This window comes from Alkalihalobacillus sp. FSL W8-0930, assembly GCA_037965595.1.
GTDB lineage: Bacteria > Bacillota > Bacilli > Bacillales > Bacillaceae_D > Alkalicoccobacillus.
In genome coordinates this window covers 1,235,244-1,260,705 of the sequence record CP150183.1, presented here as the reverse complement: position 1 = coordinate 1,260,705, position 25,462 = coordinate 1,235,244, and the positions used below count along the sequence as shown (strand labels likewise).

The 25,462-nt window shown below is 40.4% G+C and carries 29 protein-coding genes; 8 read left to right on the top strand and 21 right to left on the bottom strand.

Going from position 1 to position 25,462, the window contains the following annotated elements; genetic code table 11:
- Positions 1–12: 12 nt before the first annotated feature.
- From hemY to hemE, 3 genes are read right to left on the bottom strand one after another with little or no spacing between them, the layout of a single operon-like run.
- Complete coding sequence (gene hemY, locus NSQ54_06675; protein ID WYP27768.1) at positions 13–1,413, bottom strand: protoporphyrinogen oxidase; 1,401 nt, start codon at positions 1,411–1,413, stop codon at positions 13–15.
- Positions 1,410–2,351 carry a ferrochelatase gene (gene hemH / locus NSQ54_06670; protein ID WYP27767.1) on the bottom strand — a complete coding sequence of 314 codons (942 nt, stop codon included), beginning with the start codon at positions 2,349–2,351 and terminating at the stop codon, positions 1,410–1,412. The genes hemY and hemH overlap by 4 nt, the downstream gene beginning before the upstream one ends.
- Before the next feature lie 23 nt (positions 2,352–2,374).
- On the bottom strand, positions 2,375–3,430 hold the full coding sequence (gene hemE / locus NSQ54_06665) for a uroporphyrinogen decarboxylase (GenBank protein ID WYP27766.1): 1,056 nt from the start codon (positions 3,428–3,430) through the stop codon (positions 2,375–2,377).
- Between the two features lie 341 nt (positions 3,431–3,771).
- Between hemE and NSQ54_06660 the strand changes: the two genes are divergently transcribed.
- Complete coding sequence (locus NSQ54_06660) at positions 3,772–4,956, top strand: IS256 family transposase (GenBank protein WYP27765.1); 1,185 nt, start codon at positions 3,772–3,774, stop codon at positions 4,954–4,956.
- Positions 4,957–5,610: 654 nt separating this feature from the next.
- On the opposite strand, the gene NSQ54_06655 is transcribed toward NSQ54_06660, so the two are convergent.
- From NSQ54_06655 to NSQ54_06625, 7 genes are all read right to left on the bottom strand, one after another.
- A complete protein-coding gene (locus NSQ54_06655) occupies positions 5,611–7,758 on the bottom strand; it encodes a PBP1A family penicillin-binding protein (GenBank protein WYP27764.1) in 2,148 nt (715 codons plus the stop codon).
- 68 nt (positions 7,759–7,826) lie between these two features.
- Positions 7,827–8,459 (bottom strand): response regulator transcription factor, encoded by a 633-nt coding sequence (locus NSQ54_06650; protein WYP27763.1) that lies wholly within the window; start codon positions 8,457–8,459, stop codon positions 7,827–7,829.
- The gene (locus NSQ54_06645) at positions 8,452–9,510 is read right to left on the bottom strand and encodes a sensor histidine kinase (protein WYP27762.1); all 1,059 of its coding nucleotides are present in this window, start codon (positions 9,508–9,510) and stop codon (positions 8,452–8,454) included. The genes NSQ54_06650 and NSQ54_06645 overlap by 8 nt, the downstream gene beginning before the upstream one ends.
- Entirely contained in the window at positions 9,507–10,259 is a 753-nt protein-coding gene (gene liaF, locus NSQ54_06640; GenBank protein WYP27761.1) for a cell wall-active antibiotics response protein LiaF, read from the bottom strand. Before liaF ends, NSQ54_06645 begins: the two co-directional genes overlap by 4 nt.
- Positions 10,260–10,288: 29 nt before the next feature.
- Entirely contained in the window at positions 10,289–11,092 is an 804-nt protein-coding gene (locus NSQ54_06635) for a DUF4097 family beta strand repeat-containing protein (protein WYP27760.1), read from the bottom strand.
- Positions 11,093–11,186: 94 nt separating this feature from the next.
- Positions 11,187–11,795, bottom strand: a complete 609-nt coding sequence (locus NSQ54_06630) for a PspA/IM30 family protein (protein ID WYP27759.1) — start codon at positions 11,793–11,795, stop codon at positions 11,187–11,189.
- A 13-nt stretch (positions 11,796–11,808) separates the two neighbouring features.
- A complete protein-coding gene (locus tag NSQ54_06625; protein WYP27758.1) occupies positions 11,809–12,207 on the bottom strand; it encodes a hypothetical protein in 399 nt (132 codons plus the stop codon).
- A gap of 226 nt (positions 12,208–12,433) precedes the next feature.
- Between NSQ54_06625 and NSQ54_06620 the strand changes: the two genes are divergently transcribed.
- A complete protein-coding gene (locus NSQ54_06620) occupies positions 12,434–13,147 on the top strand; it encodes a cytochrome c biogenesis CcdA family protein (protein ID WYP27757.1) in 714 nt (237 codons plus the stop codon).
- A 52-nt stretch (positions 13,148–13,199) separates the two neighbouring features.
- On the opposite strand, the gene NSQ54_06615 is transcribed toward NSQ54_06620, so the two are convergent.
- The 4 genes from NSQ54_06615 to NSQ54_06600 all read right to left on the bottom strand — a co-directional run bounded on the left by NSQ54_06615 (position 13,200) and on the right by NSQ54_06600 (position 16,468).
- Positions 13,200–13,907, bottom strand: coding sequence for an EcsC family protein (locus NSQ54_06615; GenBank protein WYP27756.1), 708 nt, complete (start codon positions 13,905–13,907; stop codon positions 13,200–13,202).
- A 48-nt stretch (positions 13,908–13,955) separates the two neighbouring features.
- A complete protein-coding gene (locus tag NSQ54_06610) occupies positions 13,956–15,170 on the bottom strand; it encodes an ABC transporter permease (protein WYP27755.1) in 1,215 nt (404 codons plus the stop codon).
- Positions 15,167–15,910 carry an ABC transporter ATP-binding protein gene (locus NSQ54_06605; GenBank protein WYP27754.1) on the bottom strand — a complete coding sequence of 248 codons (744 nt, stop codon included), beginning with the start codon at positions 15,908–15,910 and terminating at the stop codon, positions 15,167–15,169. The genes NSQ54_06610 and NSQ54_06605 overlap by 4 nt, the downstream gene beginning before the upstream one ends.
- Positions 15,911–16,024: 114 nt before the next feature.
- Positions 16,025–16,468: a PCYCGC motif-containing (lipo)protein gene (locus NSQ54_06600; protein ID WYP27753.1), complete on the bottom strand. Its 444-nt coding sequence runs from the start codon at positions 16,466–16,468 to the stop codon at positions 16,025–16,027.
- A 155-nt stretch (positions 16,469–16,623) separates the two neighbouring features.
- Here NSQ54_06600 and NSQ54_06595 point away from each other — a divergent pair, with 155 nt between their 5' ends.
- Both NSQ54_06595 and serC read left to right on the top strand, forming a co-directional pair.
- Positions 16,624–17,049 carry an HIT family protein gene (locus NSQ54_06595; protein ID WYP27752.1) on the top strand — a complete coding sequence of 142 codons (426 nt, stop codon included), beginning with the start codon at positions 16,624–16,626 and terminating at the stop codon, positions 17,047–17,049.
- 105 nt (positions 17,050–17,154) lie between these two features.
- Entirely contained in the window at positions 17,155–18,240 is a 1,086-nt protein-coding gene (gene serC, locus NSQ54_06590) for a 3-phosphoserine/phosphohydroxythreonine transaminase (protein ID WYP27751.1), read from the top strand.
- Here serC and NSQ54_06585 read toward each other — a convergent pair.
- Positions 18,237–18,398: a hypothetical protein gene (locus NSQ54_06585; protein ID WYP27750.1), complete on the bottom strand. Its 162-nt coding sequence runs from the start codon at positions 18,396–18,398 to the stop codon at positions 18,237–18,239. The genes serC and NSQ54_06585 overlap by 4 nt on opposite strands.
- Before the next feature lie 71 nt (positions 18,399–18,469).
- Here NSQ54_06585 and NSQ54_06580 point away from each other — a divergent pair, with 71 nt between their 5' ends.
- A complete protein-coding gene (locus NSQ54_06580; protein WYP27749.1) occupies positions 18,470–18,826 on the top strand; it encodes a YtxH domain-containing protein in 357 nt (118 codons plus the stop codon).
- A gap of 136 nt (positions 18,827–18,962) precedes the next feature.
- Positions 18,963–19,559 (top strand): HTH-type transcriptional regulator Hpr, encoded by a 597-nt coding sequence (locus NSQ54_06575; protein ID WYP27748.1) that lies wholly within the window; start codon positions 18,963–18,965, stop codon positions 19,557–19,559.
- 49 nt (positions 19,560–19,608) lie between these two features.
- On the opposite strand, the gene NSQ54_06570 is transcribed toward NSQ54_06575, so the two are convergent.
- Positions 19,609–20,190, bottom strand: coding sequence for a YpmS family protein (locus NSQ54_06570; protein WYP27747.1), 582 nt, complete (start codon positions 20,188–20,190; stop codon positions 19,609–19,611).
- Positions 20,191–20,360: 170 nt separating this feature from the next.
- On the opposite strand from NSQ54_06570, the gene NSQ54_06565 reads away from it, so the two are divergent.
- A complete protein-coding gene (locus NSQ54_06565; protein WYP27746.1) occupies positions 20,361–20,540 on the top strand; it encodes a hypothetical protein in 180 nt (59 codons plus the stop codon).
- A gap of 42 nt (positions 20,541–20,582) precedes the next feature.
- On the opposite strand, the gene NSQ54_06560 is transcribed toward NSQ54_06565, so the two are convergent.
- Entirely contained in the window at positions 20,583–20,666 is an 84-nt protein-coding gene (locus tag NSQ54_06560; GenBank protein WYP28512.1) for a YjcZ family sporulation protein, read from the bottom strand.
- Positions 20,667–20,913: 247 nt separating this feature from the next.
- Here NSQ54_06560 and NSQ54_06555 point away from each other — a divergent pair, with 247 nt between their 5' ends.
- Entirely contained in the window at positions 20,914–21,858 is a 945-nt protein-coding gene (locus NSQ54_06555; protein ID WYP27745.1) for a peptidylprolyl isomerase, read from the top strand.
- Positions 21,859–21,897: 39 nt separating this feature from the next.
- Here NSQ54_06555 and NSQ54_06550 read toward each other — a convergent pair whose 3' ends face one another.
- The 4 genes from NSQ54_06550 to NSQ54_06535 form a co-directional block, all read right to left on the bottom strand.
- A complete protein-coding gene (locus tag NSQ54_06550; GenBank protein ID WYP27744.1) occupies positions 21,898–22,170 on the bottom strand; it encodes a sporulation YhaL family protein in 273 nt (90 codons plus the stop codon).
- Between the two features lie 61 nt (positions 22,171–22,231).
- A complete protein-coding gene (gene yhaM / locus NSQ54_06545) occupies positions 22,232–23,197 on the bottom strand; it encodes a 3'-5' exoribonuclease YhaM (GenBank protein WYP27743.1) in 966 nt (321 codons plus the stop codon).
- Positions 23,198–23,302: 105 nt separating this feature from the next.
- Positions 23,303–24,724 carry an ATP-binding protein gene (locus tag NSQ54_06540; protein ID WYP27742.1) on the bottom strand — a complete coding sequence of 474 codons (1,422 nt, stop codon included), beginning with the start codon at positions 24,722–24,724 and terminating at the stop codon, positions 23,303–23,305.
- Positions 24,721–25,404, bottom strand: a complete 684-nt coding sequence (locus NSQ54_06535) for a response regulator transcription factor (GenBank protein ID WYP27741.1) — start codon at positions 25,402–25,404, stop codon at positions 24,721–24,723. Before NSQ54_06535 ends, NSQ54_06540 begins: the two co-directional genes overlap by 4 nt.
- Positions 25,405–25,462 lie beyond the last annotated feature (58 nt).

Sequence of the window (25,462 nt, the reverse complement as noted above, 5' to 3'; positions counted from 1 at the left end):
CCTAGCCTTTTACTATTGCTCTGTATCAATAATCGCATTAGCACAAGCCTTACCTTGATCAATACAATCTGGCAGGCCGACGCCTTCGAGTCCAGCTCCTGCTATAGCTAGTCCCGGGAGAAATGCCTCAGTGTCCTCTTTCATTTTATCTAACTTGAATGTGTGACCGACTTGATACTGTGGGTTGGACCAGCGACTTACATAATAGAAGTCTGGCTCTTCCTTAATTTCAATGACACGCGATAAATCGTCCAGTACCGTTTGAATGATCTCCTCATCTGACTTGCTAACGATTTCGCTGTGTCCCGGTCGTCCGACGTAACATCGAAGAATCACTTTTCCTGGAGGTGTTGTATGACGCCATTTTTTGCTTGTCCATGTACAAGCTGTAATGGTGTATCCACTTTTTCTAGAGACAACAAATCCCGTTCCTTCTTCAGCTTGAACCACCGCATCCTCCGGAAAGACCATGGCAACTGTGGCAATTGAGGTCATTTCCATTTGCTTAAAATAATCAAAGTATGGATAGTTCGATAATATATTCGCAGTGACAGGTGGTGGTGTTGTCACGATTACATAATCAAACACTTCTTTTTGACCTTCTTCATATTGAAGAATAAAACCAGCTTCTGCTTTTGTGATGCTTTTCACATTTTGATTTAAGTGAATAGCTTCTGGATTAAGCTTATCAGCTACTGCTTCAACAAGCGATTCAATTCCATGTTTTAACGTCTGGAACATACCTTCTTTTTTCTTTGGAGCGCCATTTACCTTTGGTGTTTTAGGACGACTTTTCTTAATCCCTTTGATTAAGCTGCGATTCGCTTCTTCCATCTGTTGAAAGTGAGGAAATGTAGCTTTTAAACTAAGCTTATTCATATCTCCACCATAAATTCCGGATAGGAGAGGTTCAATGAGATGATCTACCACTTCATTTCCTAGTCTCTTTCTAAAGAAGTGACCTAATGAGATATCTTCGTTCGGTCCCATAGTCTTAGGAATAACAAAGTCACCAAGCGCACGAATCTTCCCGAGTGGACTAAACAAACCAGTTTGGACGAACGGTGTAATTTCTGTAGGTACACCCATCACGGCTCCTGCAGGAATTGGGTATAAGTTCGTTCCCTTTAAGATATAGGATTGTCCCGTATCATTAGTAGTCAGGTCATCCTGCAACCCTACTTCTTCAATTAAGGTAGTCATACTTGTTTTTCTCTTTAAGTAAGAATCAGGGCCTGCCTCAATTACAAAACCGTCTCGTCTATGTGTTTGAATCTTCCCACCTAATCGATTAGACCCTTCAATCACATGGTATTCTAGTTCGGTTTCTCCACGTTGGTTCGCCTTCTCAATCTCAAAGGCAGCGGCAAGACCTGTTATGCCGCCACCTATGATTGCTACTCTTTTTTTCACAAAGAGTCCCTTCCTTCTATCAGCTTTTTGCGAATGACATTGGCTAAACTAGCTAAGAACTCAGGATCCGTGTTAGGCATCTTTGGTCTAAAGTAGTCAACACCTAGCTCATCCGTAACGACCTTACATTCATAGTCATTATCAAATAAAACTTCTAAATGGTCAGCTATAAACCCAACAGGGCAATAAACAAATGCCTTATACCCCTTCTCATGATAAAGCGTTCGTGTTAAGTCCTGAACATCAGGTCCAATCCAAGGATCTGGTGTATTTCCTTCACTTTGCCAACCAATCTCATAATGCTTAATCCCGGTCATTTCCGCTAGAAGATCTGCTGTTTCTTTTAATTGGTCTGGATAAGGGTCACCAGCTGCAATAATTTTTTCTGGAAGACTGTGCGCTGAAAAGATAACACAAGTCTCATCAGGATTTGAAACGCTTGCCATCGTTTCTTTAATTTGATTTGACCAATAATTTAAGAATCCAGGCTCCTTATACCAGCTTTCCACACTATGGATCGTAAGCCCGCCCAAACGCTCGGCCTCTGTTTGCGCACGCTGATTGTACGATTTCACACTAAAGGTTGAGAAGTGAGGCGCAAGTACTAAACTTACCGCTTCCTCTACTTCGTCCTGTACCATTTCTGCTACAGCATCTTCAATAAATGGTTCAATGTGCTTTAACCCGAGATACGCTTTGACTTCATACTCATCAAGCGTCTCATTTAAAATGTGTTCAACTCCCTCGGCCTGATCTTCTGTAATAACAGCTAATGGGCTTAATCCACCAATTGCCTCATATCGGTCCATCAAATCTTGTAAGGCTTCTTCACTTGGCTTACGCCCACGTCGAATATGTGTGTAATAAGGCTCAACCTCTTCTTTTGAACGTGGAGTTCCGTAAGCCATAATTAAAATTCCTAATTTCTTTTTAGCCATAACAAAACGCTCCTTCTCGTTACCTACGATGTATGTGTTTGCTTATATTGAGCTGAATATTCATGTACAAAAGCTGTAAGTCGTCTCAGGACGGCTGGATCCACTTCAGGGAATACTCCATGACCTAAGTTAAAGATAAAGTTGTTGGACTTCATTCCTTGGTCCAAGATAGCCTTTGCCTTCTCTTCAATTACTTCCCACGGCGCAAGAAGAATCGCAGGATCTAAGTTTCCTTGAACCGTTTTTGTTACTCCTAGCGCTCTCGCCTCGTTTACGGAAAGTCTCCAATCAAGCCCGACAACATCAAGAGGCAGTGAGTTCCACTCTGTTGCTAGATGACTTGCTCCGACTCCGTGCATAATGAGTGGAACATTTTCCGAACGAAGCGAGTTGAACACACGCTCCATAACCGGTTTGATATAGGTTATATAATCCTCGCGACTTAACGCCCCAACCCACGAATCAAACAGCTGAATGGCTTGGGCTCCGGCCTTAATTTGAGCCTTAACATATGAAATGGTAACGTCACCAAGCTTGTCCATTAAAAGAAACCAAGCTTTAGGGTTCGCGTACATAAACGCCTTTGTGTGATGATAATTTTTAGAAGGACCGCCCTCTATCATATAACTAGCTAAAGTGAACGGCGCTCCACCAAAGCTAATAAGCGGAACATCAAGTTGTGTTCTAAGCAGCTTAATTGTATCTAAGACGTAGTCTACATCTTTCTCCGGCTCAATCATTCCTAGACGCTCTACGTCCTGCATAGATGTAATGGGGTTATGTATAACAGGACCAATTCCTGACTTAATTTCAACGTCCACTCCAATGGCCGGAAGCGGCGTCATAATATCCTTATATAAAATAGCTGCATCATTGTTGTACTGGTCAACCGGAAGCTTTGTCACATAAGCACATAGTTCAGGCTGATGCGTGATCTCAAACAAAGAATACTTTTCTTTGATTTTACGATATTCCGGCTGCGACCGCCCTGCTTGTCGCATGTACCAGACCGGGACGTGCGAATGATCCTCTCCCCTACATGCCTTTAAAAACGTATCATTAAATTGCGTTTCTCCCATAGTGTATATCCACCCTTCTCTCTTCCTAAAAGCCGAACCAACTACTATCCACTCTCTAGTTTACTTTATTTCAATAAGAAAAGCATTCCACGCGAATCATTATCTAACATTCACTATAATAACCTGAATATACTATGTATACACCCACCACTCAACTGTCATAAATTCGATGAAAAGTGTTGGCCCAATTTAGTGCTTAATGGAATGGTTTATGTGCAAGCTCTTTGTTGATTCCGTCCTCTCTTGATTAAGTCCATATAATTGTGTAAAAGAGAATAAGCCATCATCATTCCGACCACAATGTTTTTACCCATAAAAACAAAACGTGAAGGAGAATGATGATGACTCAATTTCAGTTTAACCTAAATATGGATACCTTAAAAGAATCCGTAATGAATTCTTCCATTGAACCTGTTATGAAGTCTATGATTGTTTTAATTTTAAATGAATACATGGAAAAAGAACGAGATGATTATCTCCAAGTAGATCATTATGAACGTTCAGATCTTCGAAAAGACCATCGAAATGGCTACTATGAGAGAGAGATGATGTATCAAATCGGGCGCGTGAAACTCCGTGTCCCTCGCACTCGAAGTGGAGAGTTTTCGCCATCTATCTTTGAAAAGTATTTACGATGTGATCAATCATTTATCATGTCGATGCTTGAGATGTTCGTCAACGGAGTCTCTACTCGCAGAGTGAATCATATCGTTCAGGAGCTTTGTGGAGAAACCGTCTCAAAATCCTTTGTTTCTTCGTTGACCAAGAAGCTAGATCCACTCGTTCGCGAGTGGGCTGAACGTCCTCTTAACACCGAATATTATCCATATGTGTTTGTAGATGCGATGTACATTAAGGTGCGTGAACACCATAAAGTTGTATCTAAAGCTGTCTACATAGCCACAGCGATTAATGAAAACCATAGTCGGGAAATTCTAGGGTTGAATGTGAGTCATGAAGAGAGTTTTGAAGCGTGGAAAGCGTTCTTTGATCAGTTAAAAGGTAGAGGCCTACAGTCTCCAAAATTAGTGATCTCAGATGCGCACGCTGGATTAAGAAAAGCCATTCAGAAAGAGTTCATCGGTACAGCCTGGCAACGCTGTACGGTTCATTTCAAGAAGAACATCATTCAGTCACTTCCAAAGAATAATATGGATGAGGTAAAGCTGGATCTTAAACGAATTTTTCAAGCCATCAACCCAAAAGATGCCCGTCTATTTAAAGATCAATTTATTTCCAAATATGCAGATCATCCCAAATTAGAAAAGGCCATCGTGAAGCTGGAAGAAGGATTTGATGATTCGATTCAATACATGAATGAACCTCATCCTTATCATGTGTTCTTAAGAACAACGAATTCAATCGAGAGATTGAATCAAGAAATACGAAGAAGAGAAAGGGTCATTCGCATATTTCCAAATACCCAATCGGCTTTCCGACTCATAGGAGCAGTTTTGATGGATGAAGCCGACTCCATGAAAAAGCGACAGTTAATCTTTAAGGATAGTGTAAACCCATCATCATGAGAACGGCCGTTTTTTGGAGAAGGGGGAAGGGCCCTTCCCTCTTCTCCAAAAAACAAAAGATAAAACCAAACGAAAACAATACCTTGTGGTTGGAATTTACACATGAATATGGACTTGACTCCTCTCTTCGTCGATTCTGCGCTCTCTTTGTTGATTCCGTCCTCTCTCCGTCGATTCCGCCCTCTCTTCGTCGATTCCGTCCTCTCTTCGTCGATTCTGCGCTCTCTTTGTTGATTCCGTCCTCTCTTCGTCGATTCCGCGCTCTCTTCGTTGATTCCGTGCTCTTTTTGTTGATTCAGTCCTCTCTCCGTTGATTCCGTGCTCTCATTGTTGAATTTTCACTATCGTCCCCTACTCTACTCCTTCAAAATAGTATAACGCTCCACCCCAAGCGGACGGGATAGGGGCCGACTCCTAAGGGACTTAAGGGCAGGGTTGAAATAAGCTGGCGCAGCCAGATTAGTTCAACGCCCTCCCTAGGAAAGCGTGCCCCTATCCAGGTAGCGTCCGCCGAAGCTCATAATTAATCCTTTCTCTACATCCGTAAAAAAGTATGACGCGCTATCCCCAGAGGACGACTCCTTTAGGAAAATAGGGTAGAGCGAGGCCGAAGCTCCAATCCCCACAAAAAAACTGGAGAGCGCACTCCCCAGTTTAAAATGAAAAGCCAATATCAAAATCAGCTTCAGCGATATTAGATGCATCTCCTTCGATACCCGCGTTTTCGTCATATGGTACAACCTCATATGTTTTTGAAGAGAATGGATTTAATCTTGAGTGAGCGTAGCTACCTCCTTGCACATCGGAGGCAATAAGCTCTTTCTCACCTTTGTGCACTTCATAAATGTTGTAGCGCACGCGCTCATCATCAGATGGAGTCCATTCCAAGTCAACGGTAAGCAACCCTTTTCCGCCTACTCGCATCGTAGCCTTTAAATCATCGATGGCGAGTAGTGGAATGGGCGGTGCCAAATCCTCTACATCATCCGGCTTCTCAAATGCAACGTTACGCATCTCGTCAGGCAAATCATTGACGATCTTTTTAAAAAGCACGGTTGGGTAGGAGCTTCCTTCTTTTAAGTACTGCGTCTTTGTTGTAGAATCGTACCCCATCCATACAGCACCAACTACGGTTGGTGTGTAGCCAACAAACCAAGCATCCATCGTCGCACCTGGTACCCCTGGAAATGTAGTTGTACCTGTTTTTCCAGCAATCGGCGTTTGTGCGGTTCCTGCTCTAGCTGTTCCATCAGTGACAACCGATTGAAGCATCCGAGTCATGTTCCAGGCATTTTGTTTTGACATAACCTCTGTCTGGACTGGGCTTGCGCCACCTATTTTTTCGCCACTTCGGTCATATAATTCCTTTATAAAGTAAGGTTCAATAATACGGCCCTCTTCGTTAAAAGCTCGATAAGCCTTCACAAGCTCAAATGGAGTGACACCTTCTTTTAATCCACCTAGGGCAATGGATAGTCCTCTATCTGATATCTTAAATCCGAATTCGCCTACCTTTTGTAGAGACCGGTTTACACCAATTTCATTTAATAACCAAACAGCAGGAGCATTAGCTGATTGAACCAAGGCATCATACATCGTCATTTCTCCACTGTATTGATCGTTATAGTTCTTTGGCATGAACTCATTGTAGGCAAGTCTCTCATCACGAAGCATCGAATAAGGGCTGTATGCACCGGATTCAAGCGCAGGTGTGTATACAGAAATCGGTTTAAAAGTTGAGCCGGGCTGCCGCATCACATTTACACGATTTAACCCTAGCCGGACGTAATCTCTTCCACCTTGCACAGCAAGCACACCACCGGACTCACTATCCATCATCATTACAGTTGCCTCTGCATCTTCGTTTTCTTCAGGAAAGTAGATAGGGTCTTGTAGTTTATCATAGGTGGACTGCTGCATCGATTTGTTCATCGGCACCACAATTTGATAGCCACCTGTCATTAATTCTTCCTGAGATAAATGATAGCGGTTTTCTGCTTCGTCCATTACCATATCGATATACGTATACAATGCTTCGTTTTCAACAGTCGTTTGCACGTCTAGAGCGATCGTTTTTCCTTTTAGTCTCACACTCTCATCTGCTGTAATAAAGCCTTGATTCTCCATTAACGTTAAGATAAGATCCCGACGGTCTTTGCTTCGATCTGGATCATTAATAGGCGAATAACTATTTGGTGCTTTGGGTAGTCCTGCGAGCAAAGCTCCTTCATCTATGGTAAGCTCACTCACATCTTTATTAAAATACAGCTTAGATGCTGTTTGAAGACCATACGCACCATGTCCAAAATAGATTTGATTTAAATACATTTCGAGTATTTCATCTTTACTGTAACGTCGTTCTAAATTTATAGAAATAAAGACTTCCTTTACTTTACGAAGCCATGATTTTTCATTTGTCAGGAATACATTTTTTGTTAATTGTTGAGTGATCGTACTTCCACCTTCTGACTTCCCGCCCGACTCAATATTTCTGAAGACGGCTCGTCCAATCGCACGAAAATCGATACCAGAATGCTCATAAAAGCGATTATCCTCTACGGCGACAAATGCTTCTTGAACATGATCTGGAATCTCATCAATAGAAACAGGCTGACGATTCTCTACATACAATCTAGTGATCAACTCGCCTGATTCATCAACTAATGAGCTAGAATTATTCATCACAAGCTTCTCGTTATCAATAACATAATTTCCTGCTAATATGACAAAGGCATATACAAGAAGACCGGCTAAGAGTGCAGAGATAGCCAGTACAACATAGGTTACTATTCTCTTGAACACTTTTCTTCCCTCCCACTGATGCAGATGCCATTAGTATGTCCCAATGTGATCTTATTCCATGTAATGATTTATTTTACCAGTCCGTGACGATGTGCATAAATGGCAAGCTGTGTCCGATCGTCAAGATCTAGCTTATGCAAAATATTACTTACATGCGTTTTAACCGTCTTGATTCCAATATATAAGTGCTCTGCAATCTCTGAATTTGTTTTTCCATCACCAATTAATAAAAGAACGTCGAGCTCTCTCGCCGTTAATTCCTCATGTAAAAGCTTCACTTGATGAGATCTCATCTTATTCATCATCTTTGTTGCGACCTTTGATTCAACAACAGGTTCTCCATTAGCTGCTGCACGAATTGCTTTGGCGATATCAGCTGCAGAGGTGGTCTTCAATAGGTAACTAAAAGCACCCGCTTCAATGACCGGAATGACCATCTCATCGTCGATAAAGCTTGTTAGAACAATGATTTTACTTTCTGGCTTTTTGGCCATAATCTTTTTAGTTGCTTCAATTCCATTCATTTTTTCCATTAATAAATCCATTAGAATCACATCAACATCATGTTCGAGTGCTAGTTTTGAACCAGCTTCTCCATCGCTTGCTTCGCCAATCACCTCAATGTCTTTTTGTGTTGAAAGATAGGCACTCACACCCATTCTCACCATTTCATGATCATCAATTAATAGCACCTTAATCATTGATTTCTTCCCTCCATGCGAATGGAACTTTAGCCTCAATTTGAGTGCCTTTACCTATCGCAGATTTCACTTGAAGGATGCCTCCAATTTCGTTCATCCGTTCCTTCATCGTTTGAAGTCCATACGACCCTTGATTGATTTGTGATGGATCAAATCCCTTTCCATTATCAATAATAGAAAGCTTCCATTCGGTTTTGCCAGCCTTTAATCTACATTCGATTTTTGAGGCCTCAGCATGTCTTAATATATTTGAAAAGGCTTCTTGTACCATTCGAAAAAGCTGATCTTCAAACCCTTGAGGCATATCTAAATCTGGTTCAATGTCATGAACGATTTGGATTCCTTGCTTTTCTTTCATCTCATGGAAAAGCTGATTAAGCCCTTCTTGTAACCTTCTTCCTTTTAACTGAGTTGGCCTTAAATGTAAAAGTAGGCTTCTCATTTCTGACTGAGCCAAATTAGCCATTTTTTCTACACTTTGAAGCTGAGTTAAATTCATTTCTTTGTTTGACTCCGCTCCTTCTTTCACAGCTGCCGTCATCATTGAAATTGCAAAAAGCTGTTGACTGACTGCATCATGGAGCTCTCTTGCCAAACGATGTCTTTCCTCTGTAATCGCAGCGCGCTTTACCGTGTCCTGCATCGTTGCATTCCGAGCGGAAAGACGTTGCAAGGACGCCACCTGTTCTTCCACATGTTCAGCCATCGAATTCATTTTCGTGACGAGTTCTGTAAGTTCGTCCTCTCCTTCTATACGAATTCGATGAGAAAAGGTTCCACGATCATATAATGTAGCTCCATGTAGAACCGTTTCCATCCTACGTTTTAGGGGGTCAGCTTGAAGAAATCCACTCAAAAATCCAGAAGCAATAATTAAAAGGGCGAGCCAACCAAGAATAGGAATCCCGAGTAGCTGGTAATCAAAAATAACAAGAAATCCACGATTCTCGTTATTCGTGATAAGTAAAACTACAAGAATGGTTACTAACAAAGAATGCACGAGACCATGACCAACAAACTGCCATAAAAAACTTGAGAATTGTTTCTTCATATCTCACGCACCTTCACAGACCCTACTGCGCATGAGAGAACAAACTTCACCTTTCGGACACCACTTTGATAATCCGTTGAACGTAAAAGTGTGGTTTGATTAAATCCACCTTTTTTCGACTGTAATATGGAACTATCACCAATTAAAACATAAGATTGAATCGTATACTCAAGATCTTCCGGCATGTAAATTTGAATGTCGCCGATCACATTTTCTACAATGATGAGCGTCTCTCCCTCAGGAATGATCGCATTTGTTAAATCAATGCGTACATCACCTACTCCATTCCAGATCTGCATATCGGTTAGCTCAAATGGATTTGACGTAAAGCGCACTTCACCAATCAGACTTCTTTTAATAAATGTTTGCTCATCACCGAGATTTTGATTACGCGATTTTTGATTATCATCAACTGGAACCGGGGGTGCAACTTTCCGCTTTTCTTTCTTTTCTTTCTTTTCTTTTTTACCTTGTTTATCAGAACGCACCAGCTTTAAACCAACATAGATAAACACAAGTGCAAAGACGACGGTAACCAATGAAATATGCAGCAATTGGCTAACAAAAAGAATTAATGCAATCATCATAAGCAACTTGCCCATTTTTCGTTTCTTACCTCGAACGAAAAATACTCCTAAGGCGAGGAAGATCAACGGCGCCATAAAGGAGTTAGAAAAAAAAGTAAGAATATTAAACAAGATCATTAAACCAACAATTGCAAAAATACTTCCTATAATGGTTTTCCGCAAGATCTTCCCTCCTTTATGCTGACTGACTTTTAATTAAGTGTAATATCTCCAGATAGAGTGGAAATTTCAACCTCAGCGTTTCCATTACCTAATGAACTGCTAAACTCTCTTGCTTTTATTCGAGTTCCCTGATCCACAATTGTACCGCTCAACGTATCAAGCTCATATGTTGCGTCCCAAGTAGGAACCGTTACTTCAACTTTACCAGAAACGGTGTCAACAGAAAGGTCTCCTTGTTCTGTATCATACTGAACCAAAACATCTCCTGAAACAGTATCTGCATGGATATCAGAGCTAGTTACCTGCACCAAATGAACATGACCTGAAACGGAATCAACATCGATTTCATCGGCTTGCAAATTCCCTGAATTCATGACTTCACCTGAGACCATTTCAACATTTAACTCGTCTAATGTAATATCACCATCAAATGTAATATCGCCGGAAACAGTGGAAATATCCAGACCCTGTGTGAAACTCTTAGGAAGATATACCGTTGCTTCACCTTTCTTAAATGAGTTAGAAAAAGAAGGGAACCAACCAAATCTTTTATGTTCCGTTATAACATTAAGTTGGCTACGGCCCTGCTCCACTTTAAATGGTTTTCCTTGTTCACCATTCGCTAATTCAATGCGAAGCTCTTCGTCTTCAACAGGAACAATGGTCCAATGAATCGCCTTACTCTCTAAAGATAATGTATTTATTCCATCAAGCGATTTCGTTACATTGTCCACTTGAGAATTTGCAAAGTTCGAAAAGAATAGCGGAAACGTCGTTAGAACGAGCAATATCAAACCAAGAACAATCATAGCAAAACCGATTAGTTTTTTCATTCCGCCACCGCCTTTATCTATTAGACACTATATCTGTTTTCTTTATTTTCCACAAGATCAAAAGCGAGGTTTCCCCCGCTCTTACGCCTGTGTTCTACCCTTGTTTAGCTGCTTTCAGCTGAGCTAGCTCTGCTTCAATCTCGGCTTTTAGATTGTCGTTTTCAATCTCAAGCGCTGCCTTGCTCCATTGATCCAATTCTTTTGAATCATTTGCACCAAAATGACTTGTTTGAGCAAACATTTTCTTAAGTTCGGCTCCTGCCTTATCGGCTTCCTTTTGCTGTTCAAGCTCGCGTTTCTGTTCCGCCTTAACCTTCAGAGAATGTTCAAGCTCTTGAATCTCAGCTTTTAAATCGAGAATACTTTGTTTATTCTGCTCTATCAACGCTTGGAATTTTTGTTGTTCGTTTAGTGCCTGACGCTTATCAATCAACGCTCTCTTTGCAAAATCCTCCTCCTGTTTTTCAATCGCAATCTCAGCTTGTTGCTGTCTTTTATCAGCTAACTTTCCAGCCGTTTCAATCGCACGTTCAAATGTTTGGAACATGTTTTCCTGCTTCGTTACCTGTTCTTTTTTCTTTGCAATGGATTGTTTAGTATCACGAATTTCTTGTTTAAGCAAAGCCAATGGTTCTTCCATACGTTCTAACCCTTCATGGATTGATGCCTTTACTAGTCGTTCAACTCGAGTGAAAATACTCATGTTAATTCCTCCCTTATGATTGTTTATTCATTAAGCTATTGAATTCTTCATCCAGTGATTTCTTACTTTTCACTTCGTTCATTTGGTAAGTTGAGTAGCTTGTGTCATCGTCTGTATCGTTATCTGATTTGATATAACGATAACCAACATACACAAGTAAGCTAGCAATGAAGAATGGGATCAGCGCACCGACTCCACTTAAGGCGAACAATCCACCAATAATGAATAGAGCGATACTGCCTGCGGATAAACCTCCTACTCGCTGATACGTTTTTAATCCCCAATACATAAGTGCTAGACCTAAGGCTAAGGGAACAAGTCCACCTAGATGCACACCTATTAAACCAAGTAGAATGATCACTCCTATTGTCATCAGTACAATGCCTAGTCCTGAATTCTTACGGTTACCCATGCAATCTCTCCTTTCTTTTTGTTATCTTTATTGTAGGAGAATAATGATTTCATTACGCCGAGCTAGAGCACGGTTTTATCTCCGCCTGAAGGATGATCTTCTCATCCGCCTCTATCTGTATCCGCCTTCATTTTGTCATAGTTATCTGCAAGGAATTTCGTTATACTAAGGGGAATGTATCCTACATAGAATGATAGAATGGCAAGGAAGAGAAGGAGTGAAACATATGGAGGTCTCGATATGGTTAGCGTTTTTCGCTGGCATGATTTCTTTTTTGTCTCCATGTATTTTTCCATTGGTACCTGCTTACCTAGCTCAGTTAACAGGAGCTTCCATATCAAATGGCCAAGTACAGGCTGAGAGACATTTAATTTTAACTAGAAGCGTTGGATTCATCCTGGGCTTTACGATTATCTTTGTTCTAATGGGGGCATCATCGTCTTTTCTAGGACAGCTATTTTCAACAAATCGTACACTTATTGAGCAGCTTGGCGGAATCTTTATCGTTTTGTTTGGTTTACAGATGGCTGGCATTATCTCTTTACGATCGCTTTTAACAGAGAAAAAACTACCGATAAAACCTCGGAAATCAGCGAGCTTCTCTAATTCATTAATGATTGGTTTTTTATTTGGTGCTGGGTGGATGCCCTGTATCGGCTTAGTCCTTGGATCAATTTTAATCATTGCCGGAAGTAGCGAAACCATGGGGCTTGGAATCTTATTATTGTTTATCTATTCTGCAGGACTTGGTGTTCCGTTTTTGATCGTCGCCTTTTTTTGGTCCAAGTCTCTTTCAAAACTAAAAGTAATGAACCGCTGGTTACCAACGATTCAACGAATAAGTGGTGTGTTAATGATTATCTTAGGGATCATGCTTTTTACTGGCTATTTCCGAATCTTATCCGCGTATTTTGCACGCTTTGTCCCTTTTTCTATTTAACACCAAAAAAGCGAGTGATCCACTTATGCGGATCACTCGCTTATTTATTTGCTTATCCATTTGGTTCGTTAAGCAGTCGCATACGATAGCTATTCATTGCGGTGGTCTTGAGAATCTCAAGAAAGTGAGAATTGGCTGCAGCACCTACAATGGCTCCAAAGCCCGGGACAAGCTGTAGCATTTTGGGTAAGTCAATAAAATCTCGATAACTTAACTGAAATGACTTCCAATCCATCGCAAGCGGGTCGTTTGGATCTTCTGGTAAGTCTTCGGCATACGTTTCCCAGTTCTCCACCCTCTCCAAAAGCATAGCTCGCTCGTCTCCTTCGGAAAAAGCTAACTGAAAGATGGTGAGTATAAAAAGTCTCTCTTTAAACGTCTTACAATCATAGCCGTAGGTGATCGCATTATCAAACAAAAACTTCATTTTAATGCTAAGAAGTAGAGGAAAATCAGCCAAGCCGAGCATAATACCACCAGCTCCTGTTCCAATCCCTTCTGCAACAGCGGTGTTCTTATACGTTCGAAAAAGCTCCAGAACTTTTTCTTCTCGTTCTTCAAACGTAGTAGTTAGATCTAATTCTCTTTTAGAAACATACTCTGACCCAGTGAGCGCCGCCTGCACCATATGCTTAACGCTCATTGTGACTACAGAATGAACCTTTTCCGGAATAAAAGCATTCGCTTTCTTCTGCCACTTTTTTGCGAAACGGCCAGTCATTGATTGACTTTTGCCTAGCTTTCGCTTCCAACGGATCATCTCTTCCTTAGCCTCTTGTTCATATACAGATACGATAAGAGTCCCCTCCTAAAAAGCTTGTTTTTTGCGGCGATGAATCAACGAAGCACTTCCGATATATGCAAAAAGAAGTCCTACCGCTAAAGCAACCACTGCTACAATTGGATCTCCAGTTAATAGAAGTACAATGGTTAAAACAACAGCCATGACCGATAACAACTTCAAGCTTAAGTGTGTTAACGCTTTTTGCCTTCCATTAGGCTCAATTGGGTAAATATCAACCCACATATTCATATCGTAGTGGTACCAGATCGTTGAAAGCTGCATCATAACCATATGCATAAACACAAGAAACACAGGAACTTGAATCCATCCACTAGGTAGGATTGTTAACACAAAGGCTCCAACTGCTACGAGTCTTACATAAATACCTAAGTAATCATTAGCTCGTACAAAGGACCTGGCCATTAAAAACGAATAAACAGACTGAGTTTTCCCAGCTAATAACGGAATAAGCCAGCTTAAATACCTACGCTCCCTTACTTGATTACGAAGCTTCGGTACATCCGTAAACGCGTTTGCAATGCGGTAGAAGAACATGACCATGCTCTCCTCTACTTCAATTAAATGATTCCACTTAATTGAATATGCCTGACCGATTTTTCTCCAATAGAAAATGTAAAGTCCTAGCATGAGCACTAAGAGGATACCGACAAATGTGACTCCTGCCTGCGAAAAGAGCAAGTAGAGTAATACCACATTAATTAATCCACGCAAGAGCATGTGTGAAATTCTTTCTTGTTTGCTTTGCAATCGCTGTTCTTCCCAGCTAGCAAGAATGTTCCATAGCTTAGCCGCTACAAGTACAACTAGAGTTGACCAAAAAACAATGCCTGTTCCAATTCGAAGAACAAATAATGGCCCTAAAAGCAATAGAACAATGAAGATGATACCTACCTGCATAAAGAAAGAATAACGGATGGCCGAACGAAAATAGTCGCCCATTTTTGCTTCAAATGGTAATAAGAAAACCACGTCTGCCTGTTTAACAAAGGTTCGTACTCTACTTCTCGTCAGGATGAGTAAGAATACAACCGTAAATAACTCTACAGTTGGAAACTCTGCTGGAAGCTGCTCTAAAATTTGTTGATAATAGTAGCTACCAACAATAAATAGAAAGTAAACAGTAAATAGGAACCCGCTGTTTCCTATTAATTTTAAATAACGACCAGCTTCCCTCCAGTATGTTTGCACTCGTTCTTGCCATAAGCTTTGTGCATTCATAGGACTTCTTCCTTGGTCATTTCAATATAAATGTCATCAAGCGTCGCATTGGGTTTTCCGATATGCTGCTGCATCTCCGAAAGCGTTCCTTCTAATACTTTGCGTCCGTGATGTAAAATGATAAACCGATCACAATATCGCTCAGCCGTAGCTAATATATGTGTAGACATTAGAATGGCAGAGCCTCTTTTTTTCATGTCAGAAATAAAGTTTAGGAACGATTGAATCCCTAATGGATCAAGACCCACAATTGGCTCATCTACAATGTACACGGGTGGCTCAATTAAAAAGGCACTCATGATCATGACTTTCTGACGCATCCCTTTAGAAAAATGACTAGGATACCACTTTTTCATTTTAGTCATCTTAAATTCTTTTAATAGCTTTTCTGCACGTTCCTCAAAATCCTTTGAATCAAGTCCATATGCAACCTTTGTTAATTCAAGGTGCTCCCAAAGCGTTAATTCATCATACAAAACAGGTGTTTCTGGTATGTAAGCATACGATTTTCTATATTGATCAGCATCTTGCTTAAAGCTGACTCCATCTATTGTAATTTCACCTTTTTGTGGTTGTAGTAATCCTAATATGTGTTTAATCGTTGTACTTTTACCGGCACCGTTTAAGCCGATCAGTCCAACGATCTCCTGTTTATTAACAGAAAGATTGACATCATGTAGTACGGGTTTTTTAGGGTGATATCCACCGGTTAATCCAGTGATTTTCAAAAGCTCTGCCATAGCGAACACTCCTTTGTGTATCTATCTTACCAAAATTGCCTAACGAAAAACCAGCAAACGCATGTAATCTTTTAAAAGATAAAAAGACTGCCCATAGACAGTCTCTAAGTCATATTATTCCTCATCCGACTCCGGATCGGTTCCCTCGCCATATTGATTCACAACCATCTCACGAATCTCCTCGACGGAGCTTCCATTTTGCCACGCTTCTATACTATAGGCAGCGGAATCGATACATGCGTTACATCTGGCTCCATGGTCGTTCCATGTCACACTACCGTCCTCTTTGTGTTCATAAACAAAAGCTTGATACAAATGATCAAGATCACTAGGCTCACCGTTCACACCATAGCTTGGGAGTTGCTCTAATACTTCTCGAAAGTCAGGGATACCTTTATAGAGATTTCCAATATTATCAGGATAGTATTCCAAGAAACTAGGTAGATTCGCAGCAGAAGCTGTTTCTTCGTGCACTTCTTCTTGTACCTGCTCAGGCTGTGCCTGGCAACCCACCAATACGCAAATCATCATTAAACCAGTTAAAAATAATCGTTTCATATGTCCACTCCATTCAACTAACCATCCAGTTAAAAGTATATCATATGCTCACTGTCTCACTTTTTACAATCTAACGAATTCTAATTGAAAATCCTCTAGTTAGAGAGTAAGCTAATTGAATAATCGAATTAACAAACCGGAAAGGATGAACCGACATGTCATCATGTATATTTTGTAGCATTGTAGCTGGAGATATTCCTTCTAAAAAAATCTATGAGGATGAGCACACATATGCTTTTTTTGATATTAGTCAAGTGACAAAAGGACATGCTCTTGTGATCCCTAAACACCATCATGAGAATTTGTTTGACTTACCCGAATCAGAGTTAACGAATGTTTATCAATCCGTACAGAAGGTTGCTTATGCCTTAAAAGAAGCGTTTTCCCCTGCTGGATTAAATTTGGTGAATAACAATGGGCAAGCTGCAGGTCAAACAGTATTTCACTATCATGTTCATTTGATCCCAAGATATGATGTTACAGACGGATTTGGAGCGAAATGGGAAGAACACGGTTCTGAGTATTCCGAAGAAATGTTGGAAGAAATGCGGGTAAACGTATTAGAAAAGTTATCAAACTAAAGGATTTTTGTTAGGTAACTAAAAAAAAGAAACGAGAACTCATTTCTATGGTAGGATAGAGTTACAATGACACGCACTAAAGTGGTAAAGGGGAGAGTACGTACGATGAGTCCAGTTTATAATTTTAATGCAGGCCCTGCAGCATTACCAAAAGCTGCTCTTGGCGCCGCAGAGGGTGAATTGTTAAATTTCAACAACACAGGTATGTCTGTGATGGAGCTTAGTCACCGTAGCAAGGATTACGATGCCGTTCATCAACAAGCAAAGCTATTATTGAAGAAGCTCCTTTCAATTCCAGACACATACGATATTCTGTTTCTTCAGGGTGGGGCAAGCCTCCAATTTGCGATGCTTCCATATAATCTGTTACCACAAAACAAGGTGGGGCAATATGTTCTCACTGGCTCTTGGTCTGAAAAAGCTCTGAAAGAAGCAAAACTGATCGGAGAGACCAACGTACTTGCTTCCACAAAAGAATCAACGTACTCAACAATCCCTAATTTAAGTGATGCGGCGTTTACAGAGAACGATGCTTACGTACATATCACATCAAACAACACCATTTACGGAACTCAGTGGAAGGAATTTCCGAACATCTCACATGCTCCGCTTGTAGCAGATATGTCCAGCGATATTCTCTCTAAAAAAATTGATATTAATCAATTTGGAGTGATTTATGCCGGAGCTCAAAAGAATTTAGGTCCTTCTGGAGTTACTGTGGTCATCGCCAGAAAAGAACTCATTCAACAAGCAAAAGTTGATCATGTTCCAACAATGCTTCGTTATCGTACGTATGCAGATAATGACTCTTTATATAACACTCCACCGACTTTTGGTATTTACTTACTCGGCAAGGTGCTAGAGTGGGCTGAATCAATTGGAGGTTTAGAAAAGCTTGAACAGGTGAATGAAGAAAAAGCAAAGATCCTTTACGACACGATCGATTCAAGCGATGGTTTCTACAAAGGACATGCCCACCCATCTTCTCGCTCATCCATGAACGTAACATTTACCCTGCCGACTGAAGAGCTTAGCCAGTCCTTCTTATCTCTAGCAAAAGAACGAGGATTTGTCGGGTTAAATGGACACCGCTCCATTGGAGGATGCAGAGCATCCATCTATAATGCCGTTCCAATAGAAGCTTGTATTGCTCTGCGAGATCTAATGAACGAGTTTAAAAGCAAACATTAACGGAGCATAAGGGCCACGGCACAAGCAAGAAAGAAAACAACCGCCACACTGTAAGTTAGAAGCAATGGGCGGTGTTTTCTTACATGCTCCGCTTGCAGGATGCAGTAAAGTCCTACGATGGCCAAGGCAATAAACAACATGATGATCCCTTCAATCATACGTAACACCCCTTTGAAGATGTATATGCAAGGGCTTGATTATCAGACTACATTTAAAGGAGCGTTCCATTATGAACATGAAATCAATTGGATTTGGATTACTCGCAGGAACTCTTGTTTCTGGAGTGGCTGTTTTACTTACAGCCCCTACTTCGGGTAAAGAGCTTAGAAACAGCTGTCAAAGTTCAGTGAATTCGTTGCGTCAATCCGCAAAACAATTGTCAAGAGAAGGCATCGAGATTAAAGAACAGGCTGTTGAAACCTTCAAGATCAGTGGTGACATCTTGAAAACGGCTGGTAGTGAAATCAAGCATTCAATCGATCAATGGCAAGAAGAAACAGCCCCTTCTATTGAACGAATTAAGTCGGAAGTTGAAGACGTTCAGAAAAACGTAGAAGAATTACAGAAGCTTGTCAAAAAGGATTAGGTAGGATTTTTGTATATTCCGAAAATTAGTACTTTATTTCTTACCCATTTCTTGTCATAATAAAAGTATTCAAAAATAATGATAGAGAGATATACGCAGGGAAGTATTGTGACGGATTATGGATGGAGGAGATTACATGGAACACCAAACGCCGCACTCTTTAAAGCAATCAGTTATGTTTAGTCATCGCCTAGCCCAACTAAGTAAAGCCCTTTGGAAGTCAGTTGAAAAGGACTGGCAGGCATGGATTAAGCCTTTTAACTTGAACTTGAACGAACACCACATTCTTTGGATTTCTTATCAGTTAGATGGGGCTTCCATTACAGACATAGCTAATTTCGGCGTTATGCACGTCTCCACTGCTTTTAACTTTTCAAAAAAGCTTGAAGCTCGTGGTCTTCTCGCCTTTTCAAAAAAAGAAAATGATAAAAGAAATACGTATATTTATTTGACGGATGAAGGAAAAGAATTATTGCTTGAAACCTTTCGGAGCTACGATGAACATACGTACAGTGTATACGGTGGCGCATTACCCATTAAAGAGCTGTACGGGAAGTTCCCTGAATTCTCTGAGCTTCTTAGTATTGTGCGTCATGTGTACGGAAGTGACTTTGTTGATCGATTTGAGAGTTCCCTCCTCAAGTTTGAGGATTGCCTAAATGAAGAAGATGGGCATCTTTGTATCAAATCATTATCAGATAATGATCAAGAGGACATATCAAAATCTTCGTAACAAACTATAGGCTAGAAACAAACGATTCGATTGTTTCTAGCCCCTCTATCTAATCCCTGTTTATAAACATTTCTACTTGAATTTCATCACGAGCTAAATCAAAGTCAATGACTCTAAATGAATACAGATCATCCAATCGTGCATTTGTTAGCTGAACTTCAATGAACGACTCAGATGGATGCACGACAATCCACTCAGGTAACTCTGTGTGATTTTTTACCAGCTGCATGGCTTGTTCTGTTGGAATGGATAGGAACCCAAATGAAAGCGACTCTGCCTGAAGAAGTAAATCACCATTCTCTGCTACCTCAGGATCAAAGTTAATGGTAATCGGGATTGATTGTCCTAAAAAACGAAATGTTGACTGGAATTCAACGGTGTCTGATAAGAGTTCAACTGTGTAAGGTGTTTCGTCTTGATCACTTGTTGCTTCTAATATGAACTCATTTAGTTGTGCTTTCGTCGAATGAATTTCCACGAGACCTTCCTCATTTGTTAGCACATTTTCAGTATAAGGCACGTTTTCGGCCTCAGGTAAAATGGTTCTTAACGTAACAAACAATGCAATAATAGCAAGAAGAACCACTACAGCTAAAACGATAAACGCTACTTTCCATTTATTCCTAATCATCACTTCAACCACCCTTCCCCTTTTATGATACGGGTAGTTTGGACTCCGTGTAAAGGTTTGTCCAAATGCATTGGGTAATAGAAAACTAGAGAAGTTTGATCGTTTTTCTATCTTTTTCTTTATTTTTTTGATAAAGTTTAGATAATACAAGGTTAACAGGAGGCAGTCTTATGCTCTTCCCTCTTATTATGTTTGCGGTCTTTATTCTTTACATCATTAACACGATGGCAGATGCGTTCTGTGCAAGAAGAGAAGTTCCGACCGAAAAACAGGCGAAAGTGTTTCGCGTAACAAATATATGTCTAACGATTCTTTTGACATCTACGTATGTAAAACTGTTTTTCACTTAAAAAGGTGAGGGGGCAACCCCTCACCTTTTCTAGATTTCTAACTTAGTATACCCATGAAGCTCCAATGATCACTAAAAGAATAAATAGCACCACGATTAACGCAAAACCATTATTGTAACCAGACATAATGAACGCCTCCTTTATTCTTTAGAAAGCATCATGAAGTAAATGACCTTCATGCGCTTTGTTAATGTATACTATGCACTACTACATAATTGGTACTGGGCTAAAGCCTTTTTTGCCCAATATCGTTTTTTTGGAATGACTTTCTATTCATATCCTCAATATGGTATAGTAAGGGTTGTGTTGATGGCTGATAAAGTTGGACAAGTTAGCCATAGTGATGAGATTACAACTTTGAGGAGTGTACGTAATGAAAAAAACAATTGTAGCGATTGCAGGATTAGCAAGTATTGCGGTTTTTTCAGCTTGTAATAATGAAGCTGCCCCAGAAGATGCCGTAGTTACGGTGAATGGTACAGATATCACTGAGGCAGAGTTCGTTGAATCACTAAAAGAGACAGCTGGCGAACAAAATTTACTTTCTCTAATTCAACTAAAGCTATTAAATGATAAAGCAGACGACATTGGTGTAACGGATGAGGAAATTGACCAAGAGATCGATGAGTTTAAAGAAAACTTTGGCGTAGAATCTGATGAAGATTTATTAAATGCGATTACGGCTCAACTCCAAGGCCAAGTCAATCTTGAATCAAAAGAAGATCTCGTTAACGAGTTCATTAAGCCTCAGCTTGTTGTTGAAAAGCTTACGGCTGAAGGTGTAGAAGTAACTGAAGAAGAAAAGCAACAATTGTACGAGGATCAAGCAGAGAGCTATCCTACACAAGTTCACGCGCGTCACATCTTAGTAGAAGATGAGGATGAGGCAAATGATCTTAAAGCTCAACTCGACGATGGTGCTGACTTTGCTGAGCTGGCTGAAGAGAATTCAACAGACCCTGGATCTGCAGCAAATGGTGGAGACCTTGGATTTTTCGGTGAAGGTCAAATGGTTCCTGAATTTGACGAAGTAGCCTTCTCTTTAGATATTGATGAAATCAGTGAGCCTGTACAATCTGAATTTGGTTACCATATCATTCAAGTGTTGGAGCGCCGTGATTCGTATGAGGATTATGCGGACGATATTGAAGAAACGTTAATTCAACAAAAGTCAAAATCACCATCTGAAGTCTTCTCAGATCTTGTAAAAGAATCGGATATTAAAATTGAGGATTCGCGTTATGAAGATCTTTTAGTTCCTTTTGAGCAAACAGATGAGGAGCCTGTTGAAGAAGAGGAAGAAGAAGCACAAGGTTAATAACGAAAAAAAGGATGCCGCGATGGCATCCTTTTTTCATTATGATTTACTTTCTTTCTTTTGTCTTGCTTCTTCTAAACGTTCCATGTACACGTGACCCTCTTGCTCAATCCATGCTTGCTCTTGTCGTTTATCTTCAAGAAGATATTTAAGGCTAAAGTACCCACTAATTACAACACCAAGCATAACAGCGTATACCCACCAAGGTTCTTGTGCAAGAACGGACAACACATTTGTTTGAGTCGCGATAAATACGATTATTAAAACAACTAAAAAAGCGATGGCTAGTTTTTGTTTTAACTGTTCACTCATTCGAATTCTCCCCCCGCTTGTCTACTTACTAGATTCTATGAGAGGGAGATATTGAATAGAACTAGCTATTTTCGTCTAGTGGAGGTGCTTGAAAGCTCGGTTTGTAAAAGCTACGATTTTCAAGTGGCATCACACGTTCAGAGAAGGCTCCAGGCATCACTCGATCAAGCGCCCGGTCCATCATATTAATCTTCGCATCTACATTATCAATCAGATGTAAGACTTCTGCCTCACGAATGATTGGAACCTTAGGACTCCCCCACTCGCCCTTACCATGGTGACTTAAGACCAGGTGCTGAAGCACAGTTACTTCTTCCCCTTCAATCTTAAGCTCTCTGGCCGCCGCATCAATCTCATTTGAAATGATAGAAATATGACCAAGCAATTTACCTTCTAAGGTATAGCTTGTATCAATCGGGCCGGAAAGTTCGCGAACCTTACCTAAGTCGTGCAAAATAACACCCGCATACAGTAGATCTGTATCTAAGCTCGGATAAAGCTCTGATAGATTTTTTGCTAGTCTTAGCATAGACACCACATGATAAGCGAGACCCGAGACAAATTCATGGTGATTACGGGTAGCCGCCGGTGATTCTAAGAACTCTTGCTGGTACTTCTTAACTAGATGTCTTGTAATACGCTGTATATTAGGATTTTTCATTTCAAAGATAAATTGTGTAATTTCTTCATGCATCTCCTCAGATGAAATAGGAGCGGAGCGTACAAAATCACTAATTTTCACATTATCAAGAGCTGAAACTGGGCGAATGCTTGATAGCTTCAACTGATTACGTCCACGATAATCGATTAAATCTCCTTGCACATAGATTAAAGCTTTACTCGCGTAGGCTGCTTCATCATCAGGCGAGGCACCCCAGAGCTTTGTTTCAATATCACCGGTCTTATCACTCAGAATTAACGTCAAAAAAGGCTTGCTGTTACTTGCAATGCTTTTTGTAGAAGACTTAATTAGAAAATAACTTTCAACCTTTTCTCCGACCTGATAATTTCGTATTCCTTTGCTCATTCCGTCACCTCTTTAACTTGTCATCAACGTCAGTATACCATACCAACTACTACTCATTACACCAAAAATACAAGAAAAGACCAAAGCATCAATGCCCTGGTCTTCTTATTGATCTGACTTTTTCTCTTTTTTACGATCTCTTTTTTTAGGCTTTGATGCCGTATCTACTAACTCTTCATAGGTCTCATTTGGGATGGTGATCACAAAGCGTACGCCCTTGTCTGTGTTCTCGACCCGAGGTGATCCGTGATGAAGTTCTGCAATTTGCTTCACAATCGCTAAACCAAGACCAAACTTCCCTTTGTTTCCTTTATAAAATGGCTTAAACAACTCTTTAATCTCATTGTCATCGATCGGCTCACCATCGTTCTCGACACTAATGGTCACACCTGTTGTATATGGTTCTGCCGAAATCCAAATGTTGTTATCTGCATAACGTAAAGCATTTTCAACTAAGTTTTCAAGGAGGACTTCAAGCTGATCTAAATCTCCATTAATTTCGACCTCTGGAGACACAACATGAATGGTTACATCCTCACGCTGATACCGGAAGCGCTCCTCAATCTGGTAAGCGAGACCACCAAACGCAAAGGTGCTTCGGTTGAGCTGGTTCTGTTTCATTTGCTCAAGCTTTGTAAAGTAGAGCATTTCAATGACTCGTCGCTCCATCCGATTTGCTTCTTCCGTAATGACTTCCATCGTCTGTTCAAGACTTTCCTTAGGCATAATTCCATCCTTAACAGATTGCGCATAGCTTTTGATCACCATAATGGGTGTCTTTAATTCATGCGATGTATGCTGGATGAACGTTTTCTGTGCCCGGTCGTAGCTATTTAAGTTTGACCGCATTCGTTCAAACTGAGTTGACAAGCGTTCAAAGTCTTCATCGCCCTCCAATTGCAGAGGCTCCTGCCAGTCCCTGTTTGCAATTTGATCAAGGTGATTTCCAAGAATCGTTAAAGGCTGCTGTAAATAGTACTTTAGCCAAATCGCTGGTAAAAGGGCTAACACACTCGTAAGCATCAGCAAATAGAGTAGACGTTCCCACAAACGATCCACCATCGAATTACGGTATTCGTCAAACATATAGGAAATCAAATAACCAGATTCATTTGTTTCCGGGTTCTTTACCTGGCTAATCACGTAAAAAATGGTAGCATCACCAAATTGAATTTCGTACCTGCCTCGCTGCGGCTCTTGATTCACAGCATTTGTCACCATTTCTACGTATAATTCATTTGGTGGTGGCGAGCCATATTGCTGACTAATGGACTCAGGATAAACAAAATGACTTACAGCTCTTGACTGATTCTGTGCATCAATAAATTCATATTGATTCGCTGGAGGATTAAAATCCGTAGGACTATTAATGTTTTGAGCCTGAATTTGCTCAATCATTCGATAGGTTTCTTCCGTTAACGTTCCTTTTATCGATAACGGATAAACAATCGCAATAGATAGTCCAACCAGCAGAATAAGCGATATGAAAGCAAGCCATATCCGCTGTGTCAGATTAACCTTTATCATGAGGATAGGATCCTGTACCCATATCCATAAAGTGTTTCAAGATGAATTCGATTCATTTTTTTGCGAACTCGGCGAACAACATCATCAACCGCACGTTCAGAACCGAAATAATTTTCGCCCCAAACAAACTCAATAATCTTCTCACGAGAGAATGCTTTACCAATATCCCCTGTTAAAAGAAGAATTAAGTCCATTTCTTTTGTTGTTAAATCTACGAGTTCTTCACCAGTCGCTAATGTATCTGTAACCGTACGGCCAATCGGATCAATTAAATATTGATTAAGCTCAATCTTTTTCTGTTCCTGTGTAGATGTGCCATAGATGCGATTCAAAATCTTTTTCGCACGGATAATTAACTCCTGTGGAAGGAATGGCTTAGATAGATAATCATCACTACCCATTTCAAGTCCTAATACACGATCAAGATCCTGATCACGAGCAGAAATGAAGATAACCGGACGATCTTCTTTTTCTTTAATGGCCTTAAGTAGCTGATACCCATCTGTTCCAGGCAGCATAATATCTAAAATCCACAAATGAGGCTTGTCCTCAATCGCCTCAAGCGCATCATTTCCATTATCAAATACCTTTACGTTCCAATTTTCTTTCTCTAAATAAGCTCGAAGTACAGCTGATAAGTTTTCTTCATCTTCTACAAGATAAACTAAATATTGTTCCATGTGTATGTCCTCCTTTTTCAACAAACCTTATATCATTTAATCATATAATAGCTATATC

What these genes read in the sequence shown, in the direction of transcription:
- serC (WYP27751.1), top strand. Translation starts at nt 17,155, where the DNA reads ATGAGTCCAGTTTATAATTTTAATGCAGGCCCTGCAGCATTACCAAAA.
- NSQ54_06580 (WYP27749.1), top strand. Translation starts at nt 18,470, where the DNA reads ATGAACATGAAATCAATTGGATTTGGATTACTCGCAGGAACTCTTGTT.
- NSQ54_06585 (WYP27750.1), bottom strand. Translation starts at nt 18,398, where the DNA reads ATGATTGAAGGGATCATCATGTTGTTTATTGCCTTGGCCATCGTAGGA.
- NSQ54_06635 (WYP27760.1), bottom strand. Translation starts at nt 11,092, where the DNA reads ATGAAAAAACTAATCGGTTTTGCTATGATTGTTCTTGGTTTGATATTG.
- NSQ54_06550 (WYP27744.1), bottom strand. Translation starts at nt 22,170, where the DNA reads ATGAGTGAACAGTTAAAACAAAAACTAGCCATCGCTTTTTTAGTTGTT.
- NSQ54_06630 (WYP27759.1), bottom strand. Translation starts at nt 11,795, where the DNA reads ATGAGTATTTTCACTCGAGTTGAACGACTAGTAAAGGCATCAATCCAT.
- NSQ54_06565 (WYP27746.1), top strand. Translation starts at nt 20,361, where the DNA reads ATGCTCTTCCCTCTTATTATGTTTGCGGTCTTTATTCTTTACATCATT.
- NSQ54_06555 (WYP27745.1), top strand. Translation starts at nt 20,914, where the DNA reads ATGAAAAAAACAATTGTAGCGATTGCAGGATTAGCAAGTATTGCGGTT.
- NSQ54_06610 (WYP27755.1), bottom strand. Translation starts at nt 15,170, where the DNA reads ATGAATGCACAAAGCTTATGGCAAGAACGAGTGCAAACATACTGGAGG.
- NSQ54_06660 (WYP27765.1), top strand. Translation starts at nt 3,772, where the DNA reads ATGACTCAATTTCAGTTTAACCTAAATATGGATACCTTAAAAGAATCC.
- hemE (WYP27766.1), bottom strand. Translation starts at nt 3,430, where the DNA reads ATGGGAGAAACGCAATTTAATGATACGTTTTTAAAGGCATGTAGGGGA.
- yhaM (WYP27743.1), bottom strand. Translation starts at nt 23,197, where the DNA reads ATGAGCAAAGGAATACGAAATTATCAGGTCGGAGAAAAGGTTGAAAGT.
- NSQ54_06570 (WYP27747.1), bottom strand. Translation starts at nt 20,190, where the DNA reads ATGATTAGGAATAAATGGAAAGTAGCGTTTATCGTTTTAGCTGTAGTG.
- hemH (WYP27767.1), bottom strand. Translation starts at nt 2,351, where the DNA reads ATGGCTAAAAAGAAATTAGGAATTTTAATTATGGCTTACGGAACTCCA.
- NSQ54_06650 (WYP27763.1), bottom strand. Translation starts at nt 8,459, where the DNA reads ATGATTAAGGTGCTATTAATTGATGATCATGAAATGGTGAGAATGGGT.
- NSQ54_06605 (WYP27754.1), bottom strand. Translation starts at nt 15,910, where the DNA reads ATGGCAGAGCTTTTGAAAATCACTGGATTAACCGGTGGATATCACCCT.
- NSQ54_06560 (WYP28512.1), bottom strand. Translation starts at nt 20,666, where the DNA reads ATGTCTGGTTACAATAATGGTTTTGCGTTAATCGTGGTGCTATTTATT.
- NSQ54_06540 (WYP27742.1), bottom strand. Translation starts at nt 24,724, where the DNA reads ATGATAAAGGTTAATCTGACACAGCGGATATGGCTTGCTTTCATATCG.
- NSQ54_06625 (WYP27758.1), bottom strand. Translation starts at nt 12,207, where the DNA reads ATGGGTAACCGTAAGAATTCAGGACTAGGCATTGTACTGATGACAATA.
- NSQ54_06535 (WYP27741.1), bottom strand. Translation starts at nt 25,404, where the DNA reads ATGGAACAATATTTAGTTTATCTTGTAGAAGATGAAGAAAACTTATCA.
- NSQ54_06575 (WYP27748.1), top strand. Translation starts at nt 18,963, where the DNA reads ATGGAACACCAAACGCCGCACTCTTTAAAGCAATCAGTTATGTTTAGT.
- NSQ54_06620 (WYP27757.1), top strand. Translation starts at nt 12,434, where the DNA reads ATGGAGGTCTCGATATGGTTAGCGTTTTTCGCTGGCATGATTTCTTTT.
- NSQ54_06600 (WYP27753.1), bottom strand. Translation starts at nt 16,468, where the DNA reads ATGAAACGATTATTTTTAACTGGTTTAATGATGATTTGCGTATTGGTG.
- NSQ54_06595 (WYP27752.1), top strand. Translation starts at nt 16,624, where the DNA reads ATGTCATCATGTATATTTTGTAGCATTGTAGCTGGAGATATTCCTTCT.
- NSQ54_06615 (WYP27756.1), bottom strand. Translation starts at nt 13,907, where the DNA reads ATGATCCGTTGGAAGCGAAAGCTAGGCAAAAGTCAATCAATGACTGGC.
- NSQ54_06645 (WYP27762.1), bottom strand. Translation starts at nt 9,510, where the DNA reads ATGAAGAAACAATTCTCAAGTTTTTTATGGCAGTTTGTTGGTCATGGT.